A 20,491-nucleotide genomic window follows, 5' to 3' on the forward strand; every position below is an offset into this window, starting at 1 on the left:
CGGCTCCTTATCGAACGAAAGGCAACGGCGCGGCGGCGAGCAACGTCGACTGATCGGCCACCGGGTGGAAGCCGTGCCAGTCAAGCCCCAGCAGCGTCAGGATGCTGGCCGGCGTCTGCGCCTGCAGCACGCATTGTCCGGCCGCCGGAAGCGCCGTGCGGTCGATGCCCGGCCCGACGGCGCCGAACCAGATCGCGCCCGATCCCACTGCGCCCATGGCGTTGTATTCGGGCGCTTCCTTGGGCGCGAGCTGATAGGATCGCGCCGATCCATGCTCGCGCCACGATGCGAGCGGCGTTTCGCCGCGGCCATGGTCGGTCAGCACGATCAGCGTCGTCTGGCCGCGATACCAGGGATCCGACTGAAGATAGTCCCAGACGCGCCGGAGGAACTCATCCCCCCGCTCCAGCGCCATCAGATAATGGGCATAGTCGCCGGCATGAGCGAACTCGTCCGTATCGCCGAACGCGATATAGCTGACCCGACGATGCTGCTGCAGCATCCGCATCCCCTCACGCTCGGTCTTCACATCGGTGGGATAGCCCTGGATCGCCGCATTGACGGGAAGATGGCTCCGCACGGTGTTCAGAATGAAGGGAAACACGTCCCACGTGCCAACCATTGCCACCTGCCCGTGAAAGGGCGGCAGATGATCGAGATATTCGAGCACCGAAATATTCGGATTCGGATTCTTGTCATTGCTGGTGATGGTCGGGTCGGGATGGCCGGTCAGTAGCTCGTTATAGCCGGGATAGGAAAACCACAGATCGTTCGCGACCCGCGCGCATTCGCCTTTGTCGCGGTCGCCATATAGCACGCCCTGGCGCGCCACGACCTGATGCAGGAACGGCATCAGCGCCGCCGCCCGGTCGGCCGGAGCGACATAGGCGGGGTCGAGCACGTCGGATTTAATATCGGGCTTCACGAAACGCGGATCGTCGATCAGGGCGGGATCGGCTCCACGAAAAATCTCGCGCCAGCGCACGCCGTCGAACGTGACCAGCACGACCTTGGGTTCGACAAGCTGCGCCTGCGCGCGCACAGCATGGGGCGTTGCAAGCAAGAGAAGTGCCGCGCCCAACAGGGCCGGCAAGAAACGATTCTTCATGATCAGAAGCTCCGGGTCAGGGTGATGCCGAAGGTGCGTGGCGTTAGCCGGGTGTCGCGCAGCGCCAACGGCGTGGTATTGCTGCTGTCGCGATAGCGGTAAAGTGAGGTATAGCTGTCCAACGCATTGCGGATATAAAAGGCCACCTCCCATGCGGCAGTGCTCGCCCCCAGCCGCACGTCCAGAGTCGTGATCGAAGGCTGCCGGAGCAGCAGCGGGTCGGCACCGTAAATCTGGCCCGAGCCGACGCGCGGATAGCCTTCGGCATATTGGGCATCGACACGGACATAACCCAGCACGGTATGCGACGGATGCACGCGGTATTCCGCACCGCCGGTAGCGGTCCAGCGCGGGATCGCGAGCTGGTCCCCGCGATGCGCGAGCAAATTGCCAGTGACCAATACCGTTTCGCGATTTTCGGCATCGGTATAGCCGACGGTCCCGGACAGGCTCAGATCCCGAAGGGGACGAACTTCCCATTGCAGGTCAAACCCGCGACTGCGCGCGCGCCCCAGATTGGCAACATAGCTATAACCGCACTGCGACAGATAAACCGACTGCTGAATCTGATTCCAGTCGATCCAATAGGCGCTCCCGTCGAGCTTCAGCCGACCGCCGAACCAACGGCTCTTGGCGCCCGCCTCATAGCTCCACACGCTATCTGCGCCATACGCCGCAGGCGCGCTGGTCAGCCCCAGCGTCGCGAGATCGGCCTGGCAGAGATTGGCCGGCACGATGGGATTGACGCCGCCCATGCGAAAGCCCTTGGCGACGGTGGCATAGAGCATCCCGGTACCGGGCAGGTCGTAGCTGAGATTGAAGCGGGGAAGTACGGCAGGATCGCTCGTACGGCCTGCGCGGCTGGTCGGAGCGGCTGGTCCCCATGGGCCGTCCTGGAAGTCCGTGAAGGCGAAACGGCTGCGCGACACGCGCACCCCCGCCGCCGCCCGCAGCCGCGGCAGAAGAAGTACGGTCGCATTGGCATATCCAGCCACTTCCTCGACCTGATCGGAGTAGCTGCGGACATAGGAATAGCGGCCATCGATCGGCGCCTCGCCAAACTGCGTGGCAGCATTAGCCGGGCCAGTGCCGTTCCGCTGCGACACGAAATTGGCGAGATCGTCGATCGTATCGGCATAGCGACCGCCATAATGTTCATGCATCTTCTGATAGAAGAAGCCGGCCACCCAGCTGAGCGGAACATCCCGACCGCCGCGAGAGGTAAGGCGCACCTCCTGCGAAAAGCTGCGCTGGGTCGAGGGGTAGGTCGCCGTTACCAGATAATCGGGTTTGGTCGGCAGATAGGTGATGTCGGGCGCGTAGGACGCAAACTGATATTGGGTCGAATCATAGGTGTAGGTGACATCGCGGACGATCCAGGCGGTGATCGACCGCAGCTCCACTCCGCCCAGGTCATAGGCAGCGGTGAGGCTGGGGAGCAGCATCCTGTCGCGCTGCCGCGCGGGGATGCGCGAGGCGATAGCATAGTCGCCCCCGGCGCGCTCCCAGAACAGCCCTCGGTCCTGCTGCACGGTGCTCTGGAAGAAGAAGGACGGGGTCAGCGTCAGCGGCCCGAACACCGCCTTCAGGCTGGCATGGCCCACAGTCGCCAGGCTGCCATTGACATTGTTGGCCGTCGTGGTGCCGGTCACCGGGTCCACGCGCCGCGCATAGCCTCCGTCATTCTGGTGCCAAAGGCTGACGCGCAACCCGACCTTGTCCGCTACCAGCGGCATGCCGATCGCCCCGCCTAGCTGGCCACCGGGCGCACCGCCCTGTGTCACTTCGGCGCCGGCGCGTACAAAGCCCTCGCGTTTCGTCAGGCTTGCCTCCGGCGTGATGAACCGCACCGCACCGCCTTCGGAGCTGCCGCCGAAGAACGTCCCTTGCGGTCCCCGCAGGATTTCGACGCGGTCGAGGTCGAAGATGCGCGGGAACGGATCGCTCCACACACCCGCATCCTTGCGGACATGCACCGGCACATCATCGATATAGATGCCCGTTGTCGGCGCCCCTACCGACGAAATGATGCCGCGGATCGTGAGATTGACGTCGCCGGAATCGTCCGTGCCTTGCAAGTTCACGCCCGGCGCCAGTCTTGCCAGGTCAGCAATGTCCTGCACGCCCTGGCGCTCCAGTTGCTTGCCGGTTAGTGCCAGCGCGCTGACCGGTACCTTGGCGAGCGGCTCGGCGCGCTTCTGGGCCGTTACCACGACTTCCTCCGGCATGTCGGCTACCGACGCCACGGCGGGCGTGGCCTCAGCCTGTCTCGCGGCAGCCGCCCGCCGCAAGACGAAGCGGCTGCCGCCCTGCGCCTCGACCGCAATGGGGTTATGGCCGATCAGCCGCTGGATTGCCTCACGCGGCGTCATCCGCCCGTCGACCGCAGGCGCGCGCAGCCCGGCAACCGCCTCCGGCGTGAACAGAACGTCGATATGCAGCTGCCCCGCGAGTTGCTCCAGCGCGGCACCCAGCGGCTGGGCCGGCAGATGCACCGGCATCGGCGCAGTCTGTGCCAAGCTCGAGGCAGGCGCCATCGCTAGCGCCGCCCCCAACGCCATCAACGACCAGCCGGGCCGCATCGAAACTCGTCGCATCGGTCTTCTCCCCAATGGCGTGCGTGGCACGCCCCCGCGGTTCCGATGTCGGCGGGTCGATTTTCCCCACCCCCCTGACGAAAAAATTTTCGCGCTCAGGCGCGATAGAGCAGCAGACGCTCACCGTCGGTGCGCACGCGCACCGGCAACAGCGCGGCGATACCCTCGGCGAAAGCCCGGCTGTCGCCCACCCGGTAGGACCCGCTGACACGCAGATTGGCAATGTCGGGAGCCACGACCAGCGGCACCGGGCCATAGCGGTTCATTTCGTCCACCGCGCGCGCCAACGTATCGGCGCGGAACACCAGCCGCCCTTCCTGCCAAGCCGTGGCATCGGCGAGATCGACGGCTTCCACGCGCGCCACGCGGCCGTCATCGGCGAACCGCTCGCCGGCCCGCACATGTCGCGCCACGCTATCGTCACCACCGACCTGCGCCGCGCCGCGCATCAGCACCACGCTCACCCGATCTGGGTCGAGGCGGACGTCGAGTTCGGCACCCTCGGCCAGAATGCGTTGGCGCGCCGCCTGGATGACCAGGGGTTGCGGTGCGGAAGCGACCAGGAAATTCGCCTGCCCCCTGTTGAGGTCGATATACCGGCCGCTGCTGCTGAAACGCGCCCGTACCTCACTGTCGGTATCGAGCATCATCCGCGTGCCATCGGCCAGTGTGAATCGGCGCATCTCGCCCAGCGCGGTGCGATAGACGGTACCGCGCGGCATCAGCGCGAAAGCCGCGCCACTGCCCGCTACGCATAGCGCGACAACCCCGCCAGCCAGCACCCGGCGTCGGTCCCAGTGGTGCGCAGGCGGAAAGTCGCTGCTCTGCAGCCCCCCTGCCACGTCCCAGGCATCGACCAGCCGTTCGAACGCGGCCGCATTTTCCGGATCGGCGCGCCAGCCGTGGAACGGCGCCTTCCAGGCGCTGCCTTCGGACGAGCGCAGCCGCGACAGCCACAGGGCCGCCTGTTCCTCGCGATCTGCGTTGCCCATCCCGTCGGCCATGACCGGCGTCACCATTCCCTTGAACATTCGGCGAGCGCGCGGGCGGCCCTGGCGATATGCTTTTCCACCGCGCTTTCGCTGATGCCAAGACTAGTGGCAATCTCGCGGTATCTCAAACCTTCCAGCCGGTTGAGCAGAAATACTTCGCGGGTCCGTGGGGTTAGCGCAGCGATGGCGCTGCGCACCTGGGCCAGCCGCTCCCGCGCCATCAATATCTCTTCCGGCCCGGGACTGAAATCGGCAAGCGCATGGATTGGCGCCTCCTCCAGCGTATCGGTGGGGTGCCGTCGCGCCGTCCGCCGTTCTCCATTCGCGCTATTGACGGCGGAACGCACCAGAAAGGCCTCAGCATTGCGCACCGGTTCGGACCGCTTCTGGCGCAGCAGCGAAACGAGCGCACTGTGAAGATGATCCTCGGCATCATGCGTGCCGGCGACGCGCCGCACCTGCCTGGCGAGCCGCTGCCAGACCTGTTCCGGCCATGGAAGTTCCGCCATTCCGTCCGCTTCCCCAGGTGCACGCGCTCCGACGCGCATCGCGTGCATGCCGCGCCGCCCGCTAGCAGCGCCGCGGGTCGGTTTCGTGACGGGGCAGGCGATTCGCCCGCCAAGACGTCACCCGGTAACGAAACCACCAATTTTCACGCATGAATCCCTGTTCACCATAGCGTCCTCCTAAAATGGTCATGAAACAGCCAACCGACCGGCCGTGAGCATTGCTCCGGTCGCTCCGGGCGGCGTCACCGGAGGACAAGCATGCCCGTTATAGTGGAGGTTCCCCCGTCGCTCACGGTCCGCACGGCCGCGGCGCTCCGCCAGGCCTTGCTGGACGGTTTTGAAGCCGACGACCAGATCGATGTCGACGCCTCGGCCGTGGCCGAAGTCGACCTGAGCTTCCTGCAGCTGATGCACGCAGCGCGCGAGCAAGCGCGGCGCAGCGGCAAGGCGATCCGCCTGCGCGAGCCTGCGGGCCCTGTGATCGCGGCACTGCTCGATCGTGCCGGCTTCCTGACGGCGCTTGCGCCCGAAGATCTCGAATTCTGGTTCCACGGAGAACGTGCGCAATGACCGCCTCAATCCTCACCGTTGACGACTCCCCCAGCCTGCGGATGGCGATCAAGATCGCCCTGACCGGCGCTGGCTATAGCGTCACCGAAGCCGGCGACGGCGTCGAAGGCCTGAACAAGGCCAAGGGCAGCCGCTTCGACCTGATCATCACGGACCTCAACATGCCCAACATGGACGGGCTGACGATGATCCGCGAGCTCCGCAAGGACCCCGCCCAGTGCGGCACGCCGATCATCTTCCTCACCACGGAAAGCGATGATTCGATGAAGCAGCAGGCCAAGACCGCCGGGGCGACCGGCTGGCTGGTGAAGCCGTTCGTGCCCGAACAGCTCATCAAGGTCTCGCGCAAGGTGCTCGGCCGGTGAGCGGCGGCGATCCCATTGCCGCCTTCCGCGTGGAGGCGGGCGACCTGCTCGACCAGATCGAACAGGGCCTGCTCGACCTGAGCCACCGGCTCGACGACCGCAATCTGGTCGACGCCGTGTTCCGCGGGCTGCACACGCTCAAGGGCTCGGGCGCGATGTTCGGCTTCGATGCGCTGGCGAGCTTCACCCACCACTGCGAAACCGCGTTCGACCGTGTCCGCAAGGGCCTGGCACCGGCAACCGAAGGCCTGGTGGCAGTGATCCTGTCGGCCAAGGACCATATGCGTGCGCTGGTCGATGGCGACGGCACCGGCCTGGAAGCGGCGGGTGACGCGATCCTCGCCGAACTGCAACGCGAAGTCGATGCCGCATCGGGCACCGCCCCTGCCGCCCCGGCGGAAGCCGCGCGGCAGGGCTGGCGGCTGTCGTTCCGGTTGCCGCCGGAATCGATGGCGAACGGCACCAACCCGCTGACGCTGCTCGACGAGCTGCGCGAACTCGGCGAATGCCGGATCGTCGCCCGGACCGACCGGGTGCCGCCGCTCGACGAGCTGGTGCCGGTCGAATGCCATATCGGCTGGGACGTCGAGCTGTTCGGCGACATCTCGCGCGATGACATCGACGACGTGTTCATCTTCGTGATGGACGACATGGAGTTGTCGGTCGAGGCGATGGGCAGCGATGCCGACGCCCCTGCGGATACCGCAGTCGACACGCCGGCCGACGCCGTGCCGGGCACTCCGGTCACTCCGGTAGCCCGCGCCGAAGCATCGGAACCCGCCGCCGCAGGCCCGGCCGGCAAGGCCGCCGCCAAGACCGGCGAGAGCGTTCGCGTTCCCGCCGAGCGGCTCGACGAGCTGATGGACCGCGTGGGCGAGCTGGTGATCGTACACAGCCGGCTGTCGCAGCTCGCCAACAGCAGCGCGGCCGACCTGGCCCTGCGTTCGATCTCCGAGGAAATCGAGCGGCTGGTCAGCGAATTGCGCGACACGATGATGGTGCTGCGCATGGTGCCCGTCGCCAGCCTGTTCAGCCGCTTCCGCCGCCTGATCCACGATCTGGCGCGCGAAACCGGCAAGACCATCGAACTGTCCACCGAAGGCGAGACGACCGAAGTCGACAAAACCGTCATCGAGCGGCTCGCCGACCCGATGGTCCATCTGATCCGCAATGCCTGCGACCATGGGCTGGAGCCGGAGGAAGAACGTCTGGCAGCCGGCAAGCCGGCGGCGGGCCATGTCCGCCTCTCCGCCAGCCAGGCCGGCGGCGAAGTGCTGATCACGATCCGCGACGACGGCCGGGGCATCAATCGCGAGCGTGTGCGCGCCAAGGCGGAATCGCAGGGGCTGATCCAGCCAGGGCAGCAGCTGAGCGACAGCGAATTGCTGCAGATGATCTTCCACCCCGGCTTCTCCACCGCCGCGCAGGTGACGAACCTGTCGGGCCGCGGGGTCGGCATGGATGTGGTCAAGCGCACGATCGAAAGCCTGCGCGGCGCGATCGACATCACCTCCACGCCCGGCGAGGGTTCTACCGTGGTACTGCGCATCCCGCTCACCCTGGCGATCATCGACGGGCTGCTCGTCCGCGTCGGCGAGGGGCGCTATGTGATCCCGCTGGCTGCGGTCGAGGAATGCCTCGAGCTGAGCCTGGAAGAGGATCTGCGCTCGCGCGGCCGCAGCTTCATTACGCTGCGCGACCGGCTGGTGCCGTTCCTGCGTCTGCGCGAGATGTTCGAGACGGGCACGCGCCCCGATCCGCACCAGAAGATCGTCGTCATCGCCACCGGCGCCGAGCGCGTCGGGCTGGTCGTCGACCAGATCATCGGCAGCCACCAGACCGTCATCAAGTCGATGTCGCCGCTGCACCGTGACGTCGCCACCTTCGCGGGGGCGACGATCCTGGGCGATGGCGGGGTCGCCCTGATCCTCGACGTCGTCCAGCTCGTGACGACCGGCCAGCACCAGGAGGAGCGGCTGCGTGCAGCCGGATAAGACCATGCAGGAAGCACACACCACCACCACGCAGTGGGACGAGGCCGGCAATCTGGAGGTTCTGACCTTCGATCTGGGCGAAGAGACTTTCGCGATCGAGGCGATGCTGGTCCGCGAAATCCTGGACCTGCTGCCCGAAACCATGGTGCCCGGTGCGCCGCCACTGGTGCGCAGTGTCGTCAATTTCCGCGGGAAGATCATTCCGATCGCCGATCTGCGGCTGGCCTTCGCCATGCAGCAGGCCGAGGCCACGGTAGACAGCCGGATTGTCGTCATCGAAATCGAGCTGGACGGCGAGCCGACCCAGATCGGAATCCGCACCGACAAGGTGCACGAAGTGACGACGCTCAGCCAGGCGGCCAGCGAGGCACCGCCGGCTGTCGGCATGCGCTGGCGCCGCGAGTTCGTCCGGGAACTGGTCCGCCGGACCAGCGGCGTCGTCGTCCTGCCCGATCTCCAGACGATTTTCGCGTCTCACCACAGCGGCGGCGAACCGGCCCTCGCACATAGCAGGGGCTGATCCCATGCGCTTCACCATCAAAGCCAAACTCGCCCTCGCCTTTGCGGCGCTGGTACTGCTGACCGCGACGCTGGGCGTCGTGGGCATCACCAAGATGTCGGCCATCAACGCCAAGTCGACCGAGATCACCGACAACTGGATGCCCAGCATCGACGATGTCCACCGGCTAAACACCGGCTTCGCCGACCTGCGCGTGACGCAATATGCCCATGTCGCGACCACCGACGAAGCCGAAATGCGCAAGCTGGAAGGCGAGATCGAGAAACTTCTCGCCAGCATCAAGGAAACCCGCGTCCGCTACGAAAAGCTGATCTCTTCGGACGAGGAGCGCGCACTCTACACGCGCTTTGGCGAGAAGTTCCAGCGCTACCAGCAGACGGTCGATCAGGTGCTCGCGCTGTCGCGGCAGAACCGCAATGCGGACGCCGCCGCCGCACTGGCGAGCAGCAAGCCGCTTTACGACGATCTCGCGAACGACCTGCTCGCGCTGGTGAAGCTGAACACCGAGGGCGGCGCCAACGCCTCACGCCAGGGCGACGAAATCTATGCTGCGGCACGGAGCCTGTTCATCGGCCTTGTCGTCGTAGTGCTGGTGATCGGCATAGGCGCGGCCCTGTGGATCGCGCGGACCGTTTCGACCGGCTTGCGTCGCGTCTCCGTCGCCGTGAGTGCGGTGGCCGAAGGTGATCTCAACCAGCGGGTCGAAATCCGGAGCCATGACGAGATTCGCGATCTGGTCGATACCGTCAACGGAATGGTCGATCGCCTGCGCGGCGTAATCGGCGATGCCTCGGCCGCGTCCGAGAACGTCTCGGCCGGCAGCCAGCAGCTCTCGTCGAGCGCCGAGCAGGTGTCGCAGGGCGCCACCGAGCAGGCCGCCGCTGCCGAACAGGCATCCGCATCGATGGAAGAGATGGCGGCGAACATCAAGCAGAACGCCGATAATGCCGCCCAGACCGAGAAGATCGCCCGCCAGTCGGCCAAGGATGCCGAAGTCAGCGGCGTCGCCGTCGATCGTGCGGTGGGCGCGATGCGGACGATCGCCGACAAGATCGGCATCGTTCAGGAAATCGCCCGCCAGACCGACCTGCTCGCGCTGAACGCAGCCGTCGAGGCGGCCCGTGCCGGCGAACATGGCCGCGGCTTCGCCGTCGTCGCCTCCGAAGTGCGCAAGCTTGCCGAGCGCAGCCAGGGTGCCGCCGCCGAAATCAGCTCGGTCTCGTCCGAGACGGTCAAGGCCGCTGCAGAAGCCGGCGACATGCTCCAGAAGCTGGTGCCCGACATCCGCCGGACCGCCGAACTGGTCAGCGAGATCAGTGCCGCCTGCCGCGAGCAGGACATCGGTGCCGCGCAGATCAACGAAGCGATCCAGCAGCTCGACCAGGTGACGCAGCAGAATGCCAGCGCCTCCGAGCAGATCAGCGCCACGTCCGAAGAGCTCGCCGCCCAGGCCGACGAGCTTCAGAACAGCATCGCCTATTTCCGGGTCGATACTGCCGCAGCCGCCCCCCGCCTGGGCGCCACACGCCCTGCCGCAGCGCCCAGGCGCAAGACAGGGCCGGCCAAGGCAGCAGCAGGAAAGCCGGCAGCCAAGGGCACCAGGAAGCCCAAGCCCAACTCGATCGCCGACCAGCAGGCGCGCGTGAACGGCTTCGCGCTCGATCTCGCCAGCGGCGGGCCCGATGCGGACGACGCCCATTTCGGATCCGAGGCGGCATGAGCCCGCCCGGAACTGCCCGTACCCTCGCGTAACCCCCGTTTGCGCCTCCCGGGAGGCAAGCCCCCTTCTTCGCCCAAGGACGTCTAGACCATGGCTTTCTTCAACAATATCTCGATCGCAAAGAAGCTTATCGTCTGTCTCGGCTTCATCATCGGCATCACCGTGCTGGTCGACAGCGTAATCCTGTACAACGCCGATCAGGTTCGCGGCACGACCAGCATCAACGAACACACCTACAAGGTCATCGGCACGGCCGGTGACATGGTGGAGAACATGGTCAACCAGGAAACCGGCTATCGCGGCTACCTGGTATCCGGCAACGAAAACTTTCTCGAGCCCTATCACAAGGGCTGGACCGATTTCTCGCGCGCCTGGAACGAAGCAAAGAACCTGACCGCCGACAATCCGGTGCAGCAGGGCCGCCTCGACGACATCAAGCGGCTGGCCGAAAGCTGGCATGGCGACGTCGCCGAACGCGGCATCCGCATGATGGCCGCACCGCAAACGCGCGAACAGGCGCGCGCCTTCGAAGCCAGCGGCGCCGGCAAGAATGCGATGGATCAGTTGCGCGCTCGCGTGAACGAAATGGTCTCCACCGAACGCGCGCTGCTCGCCACCCGCCAGCAGGCGCAGGCCCAGGCGTTCACGTCGATCAGCATGGCGATCTGGATCGGCATGGCGGCCAGCGTCGTCGTCGCGATCGGCATCGGCCTGCTGATGACCCGCACCATCGCTCGCCCGATCGGCCAGGTGTCCGAAGCGCTCGGCCACCTCGCCAACCCGCTCGCCACCGATCGCAAGGACGAGATCGGCAGCATGCAGGGCAGCGTGGCAGCGGTGGAAGCGGCCTACAACGAGATCGGCACGATCGTCACGGCGGTTTCGCTAGGCGACACCTCGGTCGGCGCCAGCCGCAGCTATGGCGGTCTTACCGACGAACTGGGCGCGCATCTCGACCGGCTGCGCGCCAATTTCGAAGCCATTGCCCGCATCGCGCAGGACATTGCCGGCGGCGACCTGATGGTGCAGCCCAAGCCGCAGTCCGACAAGGACACGCTGGGCCATGCGCTGGTCCGCATGGTCGAGCGCCTGCGCGGCGTGGTGAGTGACGCCACCGCAGCGGCGACCAATGTGTCGGCCGGCAGCCAGGAACTGTCGTCGAGCTCGGAACAGGTGTCGCAGGGCGCCACCGAACAGGCCGCCGCCGCCGAACAGGCATCGGCTGCGATGGAAGAGATGGCGGCGAACATCAAGCAGAACGCCGACAATGCCGCCCAGACCGAGAAAATCGCCCGCCAGTCGGCCAAGGATGCCGAGGTGAGCGGCGTCGCGGTCGATCGTGCAGTGGGCGCGATGCGGACGATCGCCGACAAGATCGGCATCGTTCAGGAAATCGCCCGCCAAACCGACCTGCTCGCGCTGAACGCCGCCGTCGAGGCGGCACGCGCCGGCGAACATGGTCGCGGCTTTGCGGTGGTGGCGTCGGAAGTCCGCAAGCTTGCCGAGCGCAGCCAGGGTGCCGCCGCCGAAATCAGCTCGGTCTCGTCCGAGACGGTCAAGGCCGCTGCAGAAGCCGGCGACATGCTCCAGAAGCTGGTGCCCGACATCCGCCGGACTGCCGAACTGGTCAGCGAAATCAGCGCCGCCTGCCGCGAGCAGGACATCGGCGCCGCGCAGATCAACGAGGCGATCCAGCAGCTCGACCAGGTAACGCAGCAGAATGCCAGCGCCTCCGAGCAGATCAGCGCCACCTCGGAAGAACTCGCCGCCCAGGCCGACGAGCTCCAGGCCAGCATTGCCTATTTCCGCACCGACATGGATGCCCGAAGCCATCGCCGTGCACCGGCGCCGACACCGCGTTCCAGCACGGCCGCACCGGCACCTGCCCGGCGCACCCCGCCCAAGCCGCCGGTCAAGACCAAGGCCAAGCCCAACTCGATCGCCGACCAGCAGGCGCGCGTGAACGGCTTCGCACTGGAAATGAACACCGGTGGCCCCGACGCAGCCGACTCCGACTTCGCGGAGCAGGCAGCGTGACCCTGAACCTCCCGCGCGACATGCGCACTACTCTGAACCGGAAGGACCGCTAAGATGCGAGCAACAATCAAGTTGAAGCTCGGCGTGACATTCGGCGTGTTGATCGCGCTGCTGATCGCCGTGGTTGGCGTCGCCAACTCCCGATTGAGCATTCTCAACCAGGCCACCACCGACGTGATTAATGGGCCGGCGAAACGGCTTGAGGTCGCGCTGTCGGTGGATGGCAAGGTGAGCTACATCCTGCGCCAGGAAAAGAACATGGCGCTCACCGAGGATGAAGCGCTGACCCGCAAGTTCGACAACGACCTGATGAAGGCCCGCGCCGAAGTGCAGGCACTCATCGCCAAGGGCGTTTCGACCTCCACCGAGCAGGGCAAGCCGATCTGGATGCAGATCCAGGCCAAGTTCAACGAATATGTGCCGGTAAACGATCAGGTCCGCGCGCTGGCGATGGCCAACAAGAATGCCGAAGCTGGCAAGCTTTCGATCACCCGCTCGCGCGAACTGGCCGGTTCGATTACCGAACTGGTGGGCCAGATCGTCGCGATCGCCCGGCAGCAGATGACCCAGGCCGACCAGGACACCAACGCCCTGTACGACAGCGCGAGCAAGACGCTCTATGCCGTTGCCGGCGTGGCGCTGCTGATCGCGGTCGGCGGCGCAGTCTGGATCGCCCGCATCGTTTCGACGGGTCTCGGCCGCGTGTCGGTGGCGGTCGGCGCGGTAGCGATCGGCGACCTCGAGCAGGAAGTGCAGATCAACTCGAACGACGAGATCAGGGATCTGGTCGACACTGTCAACGGCATGGTCGCCAATCTGCGCGTCAGCGCCAATCTGGCCGACAAGATCGCCGACGGCGACCTGACCGTGAACCACCAGCCGCTGTCCGACAAGGACATGCTGGGCCACGCGCTGGTCCGCATGGTCGATCGCCTGCGCGGTGTGGTCGGCGATGCCTCGGCCGCCTCCGAGAATGTCTCGTCCGGCAGCCAGCAGCTCTCGTCGAGCTCGGAACAGGTGTCGCAAGGCGCCACCGAGCAGGCGGCGGCCGCCGAACAGGCATCGGCTGCGATGGAAGAGATGGCGGCGAACATCAAGCAGAACGCCGACAATGCCGCCCAGACCGAGAAGATCGCCCGCCAGTCGGCCAAGGATGCCGAAGTCAGCGGCGTCGCGGTCGATCGTGCGGTGGGTGCGATGCGGACGATCGCCGACAAGATCGGCATCGTTCAGGAAATCGCCCGCCAAACCGACCTGCTCGCGCTGAACGCCGCCGTCGAGGCGGCACGCGCCGGCGAACATGGTCGCGGCTTTGCGGTGGTGGCGTCGGAAGTCCGCAAGCTTGCCGAGCGCAGCCAGGGTGCCGCCGCCGAAATCAGCTCGGTCTCGTCCGAGACGGTCAAGGCCGCTGCAGAAGCCGGCGACATGCTCCAGAAGCTGGTGCCCGACATCCGCCGGACTGCCGAACTGGTCAGCGAAATCAGCGCCGCCTGCCGCGAGCAGGACATCGGCGCCGCGCAGATCAACGAGGCGATCCAGCAGCTCGACCAGGTAACGCAGCAGAATGCCAGCGCCTCCGAGCAGATCAGCGCCACGTCCGAGGAACTCGCCGCCCAGGCGGAAGAGCTTCAGAACAGCATCGCCTATTTCCGGATCGAATCCGCCGCGAACGGCGTACGCAAGAGCACGGCACGTCCGGCGGCATCAGCGCAGCGCAAGGCCACCCCGGCCAAGGCCGCGCCTGCGCGCGCCGCAGCAAAGCCGGCCGCCAAGCCGGGCGCGCGTCCCAAACCCAACTCGATCGCCGACCAGCAGGCACGCGTGAACGGCTTCGCGTTGGAAATGTCGACCGGTGGCCCGGACGCCGACGACGAGGCCTTTGGAGCACAGGCAGCATGAGCGAGGTGCATGACATCCAGGTGGTGACCTTCGGCCTCGGGGCCGAAGTGTTCGCCGTGCCGGTCACGCTGGTGCGCGAAATTCTCGACTATCGCGAGACGTTCCGCATCCCGAACGGCCCGGATTATCTGCTGGGCCTGACCGATATGCGCGGCCAGGGTGTCACGACCATCGACTTCCGGATGCGGCTGGGCCTGCCTCCGTTCGAGGCGACGCCCGGCACCCGCATTCTGGTAGTCGACGTGCCAGTGGCCGACCGCACCCTGATGCTGGGGCTGGTGGTCGATCGCGTGCTGGAGGTCTGCACCTTCCGCAGCGACCAGCTCGAAGCCGCGCCCGATGTCGGGGTGCGCTGGCGCTCCGACTATATCGGCGGCGTGGTGAAACGCGCCGACGGGTTCGTCGTCCTTGTCGATATGAGCCGCATCTTCTCTGCCGAGGAAGCGGTGACCCTGGACCAGCCGGCCGCCCGAGCCGCCTGACCGCTACTTCCGCCTGCCACCCCCCGGGCAGGCGGAAGACCTGTTTGCCGCCGCGATCCCGGATCGCGCGAAGTGATGGAGCAACCTTTGTCCGCAGCAGCCGCCCGATCGCTCCCCCCGCAGCCCGGCCAGGATATGATGAGCACGCGCAATTTCACGCGCGTGGCGGCCTATATCTACGAAACCTCAGGCATCAAGATGCCGGCGAGCAAGAAGACGATGCTGGAGGGACGGCTCCGCCGCCGCCTGCGCGCCTGCGACGTCGACACGCTCGACGGCTATTGCGACTTCGTATTTTCCGGCAATCATCTCGACACCGAAGGCCCGCATCTGATCAATGCGGTGACGACCAACAAGACCGACTTCTTCCGCGAGCCGGCGCATTTCGACTTTCTGGTCGAACAGGCGCTGCCCGAACTGGTCGACAGCGGCGTTCGCAGCGTACGGGTGTGGAGCGCCGCCTGCTCGACGGGCCCGGAGCCCTATACGCTGGCGATGGTGCTCGACGACTATGCCGCACACCATGGCGGCCCGAACTACGGCATCCTCGCCACCGATCTGGACACCGAGGTACTGGCCACGGCCCGTGCCGGCATCTATCCCGCCGAGCTGATCGACCCGGTGCCACCGGCACTGCGCCGCGCCTATGTAATGACGCCGAACGATCCCCGGCGTAGCGAGGTGCGCATGGTACCGCGGCTGCGCAGCGCGATCGGCTTCGCCCAGTTGAACCTGATGGACGATCGCTATCCGGTAGGCTCGGCGATGCACCTGATCTTCTGCCGTAACGTGTTGATCTATTTCGACAAACAAACCCAGCGCAAGGTCGTGTCGCAGCTCGTCGACTGCCTCGCACCAGGCGGCTTCCTGTTCCTCGGCCATTCCGAGAGCATCGCCGGACAGGCGCTGCCGCTGACCCAGGTGGCGAACACCGTTTTCCAGAAGGATCGCGTATGAAGAGTGGTAAGATCCGCGTGCTCGTGGTCGACGATTCGGCCAGCGTCCGGCACACCATGACGGCGATCCTTGAGGAGGATCCCGAAATCACGGTGATGGGCACCGCCAACGACCCGTTCACGGCCGCCCGCCGCATCCAGGAGGAAGTACCCGACGTCATCACGCTCGACGTCGAGATGCCACGCATGGACGGCATCACCTTCCTGCGCAAGCTGATGACGCAGTGCCCGGTGCCGGTGGTGATGTGCTCGTCGCTGACCGAAGAAGGCTCCGAAACCCTGCTCCAGGCGATGGAAGCGGGCGCGGTCGACGTGATCCTGAAGCCGCGCATCGGCGTGGCCGATCACCTTGCCGAGCATCATCTGCAGATCCGCGACGTCGTGAAGGGCGCCGCGCGGGCACGGGTGCAAGGGCGGCCGGCGCAGCGCTCGGTCATCGCCAGCGGTCCGCCGAAGAAGCTGACCGCCGATGCGGTGCTGCCGCCGCCCAGCGGCAAGGCAATGAGCCGCACCACCGAAATGGTGGTGTGCCTGGGCGCCTCCACCGGCGGTACCGAGGCGCTGCGCGAAGTGCTGGAGGCGCTGCCGGCCAATTCGCCGGGCATCGTGGTCGTCCAGCACATGCCGGAGAATTTCACCCGCGCCTTCGCCAACCGGCTCAACACGCTGTGCGAAGTCGATGTGAAGGAAGCCGTGGACGGCGATCCTGTGCTGCGCGGCCATGTGCTGATCGCCCCGGGCGGCAGCAAGCACATGATGCTGGAACGGCAGGGCGCGCGCTACCATGTCTCGGTGCGCGAAGGGCCGCTGGTATCGCGCCATCGCCCGTCGGTGGACGTGCTGTTCCGATCGGCGGCGCGCGCAGCCGGATCGAACGCGGTTGGCATCATCATGACCGGCATGGGCGACGACGGGGCACGCGGGCTTCTGGAAATGAAGCAGGCCGGCGCACGCACCTTTGCGCAGGACGAGGCGAGCTCCATCGTGTTCGGCATGCCGAAGGAAGCGATCGCGCGGGGGGCGGCGGACAAGGTGGTTCCGCTCAACCAGATCGCCCGCGAGCTGCTGGCGGCAACGGCACGATGAGGCCCTGATGTATATAGCCCCCATCCCCGGACCCTCCCCTGAATCCGAACTGTCGCTGGCGGACGTCGAAGCGACCCTCGACCGCGTCGCCAGCGGCCTCGACGCGCGCTTCGTCGCGGCGGGGCAGGCGCTCTCCCAAGCCTATTCGATTGTCGAGAATCTGGTGACGGCGCTGGAAGGCGTCACCCAGGCGCTGGGCCGCGACGCCGCCGAAGCGGCGGTGGAAAATATGCGCGCGACCGCCGACCGGCTGGAGCGGCTGCCCGCGGTGCAAGCCGATCGCCAGGCGGCGCTGGTGCGCATCCAGCATAGCGCCAAGCCGCTGCGCGACAGCATCGGCCAGGTGAACCGGACGCTCGACTTCCTCCGCATCTGCGGCCTGAACATCAAGGTTGCCGCGGCCGGGGCCAATGGCTTCTCCGCCTTTGCCGACACGATGTTCGCGCGGCTGGACGTGGGCGAAGGCGAAATGTCCGGCATCGCGGGCGAGATTGACCGGCTGATGGCGGGGATTCCCGCCGTGGTCGCCATTGACCGCCAGCTTGCGCAGGAATGCACCAAGGTGATCCCGCACGTGCCGCGCAAGCTCGCTGCCGACGCTGCCTCGCTGCAACAGCATCAGGCAGAGGATGCCGCCCGCGCCGCGCAGATCGCCACGGTCGCGCGCGATATTCGCACCAAGGTGGCGACCGCGATCGGCGCCATGCAGATCGGCGACATCACTCGCCAGCGGCTGGAACATGTCGCCGACGGGCTGCGCGCGCTTGCGGCCTGGCGCGAGCGTTGCGGCGAGGTGGACGAAGCGGTGGCGATGCAGGTTTCCGGGCACATGCTCGCCCTGCTCGCATCACAGGTGGCCGACACGGTCGATGCCTTCAAAGCGGAATCGCGGGTGCTCACCGGCAGCGTGCGGGGCATCGCCCCCAGCGCGGCGGCGCTGCTGGAAATCAAGGCCAAGGGCAATGGCGGCGACGCGCGGGAAAGCGACAAGGGCGCCTTTCTTGCCGAGCTGGAAAAGAGCGTGGGAGAGATCGCCACCGTCACCGCGCGCCTGCGCGAGGCCGATCTGCGCGCGCACCAGCTGGGCGCCTCCATTTCCGATACCGCCGAACGACTGGTCCAGCGGCTGAACACGGTGCACCGGGTCAACCAGGACGTGCACCATATGGCCTGGAACACCGATCTGCGCTGCCACCGCATGGGCACCGACGGGCGCGGGCTGGCGATGGTCGCCTCCGAGATCCGCGGCTTTGCCAACACGCTGTCGAGCATATCCGCGACGATCCGCGCGGCGGTGGACGATCTGGCAGTTGCCGTGCAGGCGATCCGCGATCCCGATGGCGATGCCGGTGAGGATGTCGGCGAGGCGCTGCTCGCCTCGCTCGCCTGTATCGGCGACGGTGCCCAGCGGATGCGCGACGGACTGACCGGACTCGACCGCGACGCAGCGACCGTTGTGGAGATACTGCAGGACACAACCAACCAAATCGACTGCGAGGCAGCCTTTGGCGCCGACCTCGAAGCGGCGGTTGCGGCACTGGCGCTGCTGGGTGCGGCCTGCCCCGAACCTGAGGAAGCCGCGGCCATGGCACTCGGCCCGCTGCTCGACCAGATGGCGCGCAGCTACACCATGGCGCGCGAGCGCGAAGTCCACCGCACTTTCACGATCGGCGGCGGCGAAGAAGCCGCAGGTGTCGAAACGGGCAGCGACGACGAGGATGACGACGACGGGCTGTTCTGACCTGGACAGCGCCCGGTCCGCAGCACCGGCCGCTTGACCCGGTTTGCCGGCCGGGCGATGCCCGGTCGCGAAGCGCGCCCAAAGCGTGCGGCAACAAAGGTCTAGCCCATGCTCTCGTCCCGCGACGCAGCCATTCTCGACATATTGCAACGCGACAGCGACACGCCGCTCAGCGTGCTGGGCGAAAAGGTCCATCTTTCCCCCTCGGCCTGCTCGCGGCGCGTCGCGCACCTGCGCGAGGCGGGATATATCAAGCGCAACGTCGCAGTACTCGACCGCGCGCTGGTGCGGCTGCCGACGACCATTTTTGTGACGGTCAGCGCGCGCGTCCACAGCGCCGATTGGACCGAACGCTTCCGCACCGCCGTCGCGCAGATTCCGGAAATCATCGAAGTTTATCGGCTGACCGGCAGCATCGACTATCTGCTGAAGATCGTACTGCCCAGCGTCGACGATTACGACCGCGTGTATCGCGCGCTGGTCGAACGGATCGAAATGAATGTGGTGTGCGCTTCTATCGCAATGGAGACGGTGAAGAATTCTGAGGCGCTGCCGCTGGCGTTCGCCGAAGGACGTTTGCCGGTGCATGGCTCCGACGAGGATTGAGCCCCTCGCACATCCCAATTGCACCATTCGCATATTTTCCGCGCTCGACTTGCAGAGCTAGGCCCGCGCGGGCAAATTTTGCAAACCTTCTGCATCGTGCACTTGCTATAGTGCCCGAAAGGGAGGCAACAGGTGCATCAGGCAAAACATTGGACGCAGGAAGACGCAAGAGTCCGTGGCGGCACCCCCACCCGCTGGGCCGATTGGGCGATCGCGCGGATCGAGGCAGACTATACCCGTTCGGCGGACACGCATCTCATTCCCGTCGCACTACCCGCGCTGCCGCATATCGCGCTCTATCTGAAGGATGAGAGCAGCCACCCCACCGGCAGCCTGAAGCACCGCCTGGCGCGCTCGCTGTTCCTCTATGCGCTGTGCAATGGCTGGATCGACCAGGGCAGCACCGTGGTGGAAGCCTCGTCGGGCTCGACGGCGGTTTCGGAAGCCTATTTCGCGCGAATGCTGGGCCTGCCTTTCGTCGCCGTGGTGCCGACGACGACCGCCGCCGAGAAGATCGCCGCGATCGAGGCGCTGGGCGGCCAGTGCCACAAGGTTTCCGATCCTTCCACCGTCTATGGCGAAGCCGAACGGCTCGCCCGTACGCTGGGCGGCCATTATCTCGACCAGTTCACCTACGCCGAGCGCGCGACCGACTGGCGCGGCAACAACAATATCGCCGAGAGCATCTTCGCCCAGATGGCGCGCGAGCCTGCGCCGATTCCCGAATGGATCGTGTGCGGCGCCGGCACCGGCGGCACCTCCGCCACGCTCGGTCGCTTCGTGCGCTATCACCGGCACGCCACGCGCATCTGCGTCGCCGATCCCGAGGCCTCGGTTTTCCACCGCCACTGGCACGATCGCAGCGTGACGATGCAGTGCGGGACGTGCAGCCGCATCGAGGGCATCGGCCGCCCGCGCGTCGAGCCGTCGTTCGTGCCCCAGGTGATCGATCGGATGGAAGTGGTGCCCGACACCGCCTCGATCGCGGCGGCGCGGGTGCTGTCGCGCCATCTCGGCCGCAGCGTCGGCGGCTCGACGGGGACCAACCTGATCGCCTGCGCGCGGCTGATCACCGAAATGGCCGAGGCGGGGGCGAGCGGATCGGTCGTCTCGATCCTGTGCGATTCGGGCGAGCGCTATGCCTCGACTTATTACAACCCCGACTGGCTGGCAGCGAACGGCATCGACACCGCCGCCGATGAAGCCCGCGTGAAGGCGTTCCTGACCACCGGCCGGCTGCCGGACTGAGCACCCTTCGGAAATGCAAACGGCCCGGCGGAGCAGGTCTCCGCCGGGCCGTTCCCGTTTT

The 20,491-nt window shown here is 66.4% G+C and carries 17 protein-coding genes; 13 read left to right on the top strand and 4 right to left on the bottom strand.

Features of this window, described 5'->3' with window-relative positions; all coding sequences use genetic code 11:
* Nucleotides 1-7 precede the first annotated feature (7 nt).
* The 4 genes from ACT53K_RS13355 to ACT53K_RS13370 all read right to left on the bottom strand — a co-directional run bounded on the left by ACT53K_RS13355 (nucleotide 8) and on the right by ACT53K_RS13370 (nucleotide 5,206).
* A complete protein-coding gene (locus tag ACT53K_RS13355; RefSeq protein WP_476229165.1) occupies nucleotides 8-1,108 on the bottom strand; it encodes a hypothetical protein in 1,101 nt (366 codons plus the stop codon).
* Nucleotides 1,109-1,110: 2 nt separating this feature from the next.
* Nucleotides 1,111-3,705 carry a TonB-dependent receptor gene (locus ACT53K_RS13360; RefSeq protein WP_476229166.1) on the bottom strand — a complete coding sequence of 865 codons (2,595 nt, stop codon included), beginning with the start codon at nucleotides 3,703-3,705 and terminating at the stop codon, nucleotides 1,111-1,113.
* Between the two features lie 95 nt (nucleotides 3,706-3,800).
* A complete protein-coding gene (locus tag ACT53K_RS13365; protein WP_476229167.1) occupies nucleotides 3,801-4,724 on the bottom strand; it encodes a FecR family protein in 924 nt (307 codons plus the stop codon).
* Nucleotides 4,718-5,206, bottom strand: a complete 489-nt coding sequence (locus ACT53K_RS13370) for an RNA polymerase sigma factor (RefSeq protein WP_476229168.1) — start codon at nucleotides 5,204-5,206, stop codon at nucleotides 4,718-4,720. Before ACT53K_RS13370 ends, ACT53K_RS13365 begins: the two co-directional genes overlap by 7 nt.
* A gap of 258 nt (nucleotides 5,207-5,464) precedes the next feature.
* Between ACT53K_RS13370 and ACT53K_RS13375 the strand changes: the two genes are divergently transcribed.
* The 13 genes from ACT53K_RS13375 (at nucleotide 5,465) to ACT53K_RS13435 (ending at nucleotide 20,430) form a co-directional block, all read left to right on the top strand.
* Nucleotides 5,465-5,776: an STAS domain-containing protein gene (locus ACT53K_RS13375; RefSeq protein WP_476229170.1), complete on the top strand. Its 312-nt coding sequence runs from the start codon at nucleotides 5,465-5,467 to the stop codon at nucleotides 5,774-5,776.
* Nucleotides 5,773-6,141 (top strand): response regulator, encoded by a 369-nt coding sequence (locus ACT53K_RS13380; protein WP_476229171.1) that lies wholly within the window; start codon nucleotides 5,773-5,775, stop codon nucleotides 6,139-6,141. The genes ACT53K_RS13375 and ACT53K_RS13380 overlap by 4 nt, the downstream gene beginning before the upstream one ends.
* Complete coding sequence (locus ACT53K_RS13385; protein WP_476229172.1) at nucleotides 6,138-8,135, top strand: chemotaxis protein CheA; 1,998 nt, start codon at nucleotides 6,138-6,140, stop codon at nucleotides 8,133-8,135. Before ACT53K_RS13380 ends, ACT53K_RS13385 begins: the two co-directional genes overlap by 4 nt.
* 4 nt (nucleotides 8,136-8,139) lie before the next feature.
* Complete coding sequence (locus ACT53K_RS13390; RefSeq protein WP_476229396.1) at nucleotides 8,140-8,655, top strand: chemotaxis protein CheW; 516 nt, start codon at nucleotides 8,140-8,142, stop codon at nucleotides 8,653-8,655.
* A 4-nt stretch (nucleotides 8,656-8,659) separates the two neighbouring features.
* Nucleotides 8,660-10,375 carry a HAMP domain-containing methyl-accepting chemotaxis protein gene (locus tag ACT53K_RS13395; RefSeq protein WP_476229173.1) on the top strand — a complete coding sequence of 572 codons (1,716 nt, stop codon included), beginning with the start codon at nucleotides 8,660-8,662 and terminating at the stop codon, nucleotides 10,373-10,375.
* 90 nt (nucleotides 10,376-10,465) lie between these two features.
* Nucleotides 10,466-12,412, top strand: coding sequence for a methyl-accepting chemotaxis protein (locus ACT53K_RS13400; RefSeq protein WP_476229174.1), 1,947 nt, complete (start codon nucleotides 10,466-10,468; stop codon nucleotides 12,410-12,412).
* Between the two features lie 54 nt (nucleotides 12,413-12,466).
* Nucleotides 12,467-14,311 (top strand): methyl-accepting chemotaxis protein, encoded by a 1,845-nt coding sequence (locus ACT53K_RS13405; RefSeq protein ID WP_476229175.1) that lies wholly within the window; start codon nucleotides 12,467-12,469, stop codon nucleotides 14,309-14,311.
* Nucleotides 14,308-14,793, top strand: coding sequence for a chemotaxis protein CheW (locus tag ACT53K_RS13410; protein WP_476229176.1), 486 nt, complete (start codon nucleotides 14,308-14,310; stop codon nucleotides 14,791-14,793). Before ACT53K_RS13405 ends, ACT53K_RS13410 begins: the two co-directional genes overlap by 4 nt.
* A 138-nt stretch (nucleotides 14,794-14,931) precedes the next feature.
* Complete coding sequence (locus ACT53K_RS13415; protein ID WP_476229397.1) at nucleotides 14,932-15,750, top strand: CheR family methyltransferase; 819 nt, start codon at nucleotides 14,932-14,934, stop codon at nucleotides 15,748-15,750.
* Nucleotides 15,747-16,835 carry a protein-glutamate methylesterase/protein-glutamine glutaminase gene (locus ACT53K_RS13420; RefSeq protein WP_476229177.1) on the top strand — a complete coding sequence of 363 codons (1,089 nt, stop codon included), beginning with the start codon at nucleotides 15,747-15,749 and terminating at the stop codon, nucleotides 16,833-16,835. The genes ACT53K_RS13415 and ACT53K_RS13420 overlap by 4 nt, the downstream gene beginning before the upstream one ends.
* Before the next feature lie 7 nt (nucleotides 16,836-16,842).
* Nucleotides 16,843-18,576 (top strand): hypothetical protein, encoded by a 1,734-nt coding sequence (locus tag ACT53K_RS13425; protein ID WP_476229178.1) that lies wholly within the window; start codon nucleotides 16,843-16,845, stop codon nucleotides 18,574-18,576.
* Between the two features lie 108 nt (nucleotides 18,577-18,684).
* Entirely contained in the window at nucleotides 18,685-19,182 is a 498-nt protein-coding gene (locus tag ACT53K_RS13430; RefSeq protein ID WP_476229179.1) for an Lrp/AsnC family transcriptional regulator, read from the top strand.
* Between the two features lie 132 nt (nucleotides 19,183-19,314).
* Complete coding sequence (locus tag ACT53K_RS13435) at nucleotides 19,315-20,430, top strand: PLP-dependent cysteine synthase family protein (RefSeq protein WP_476229180.1); 1,116 nt, start codon at nucleotides 19,315-19,317, stop codon at nucleotides 20,428-20,430.
* Nucleotides 20,431-20,491 lie beyond the last annotated feature (61 nt).

Source organism: Sphingomonas sp. DMC8 (genome assembly GCF_056314185.1).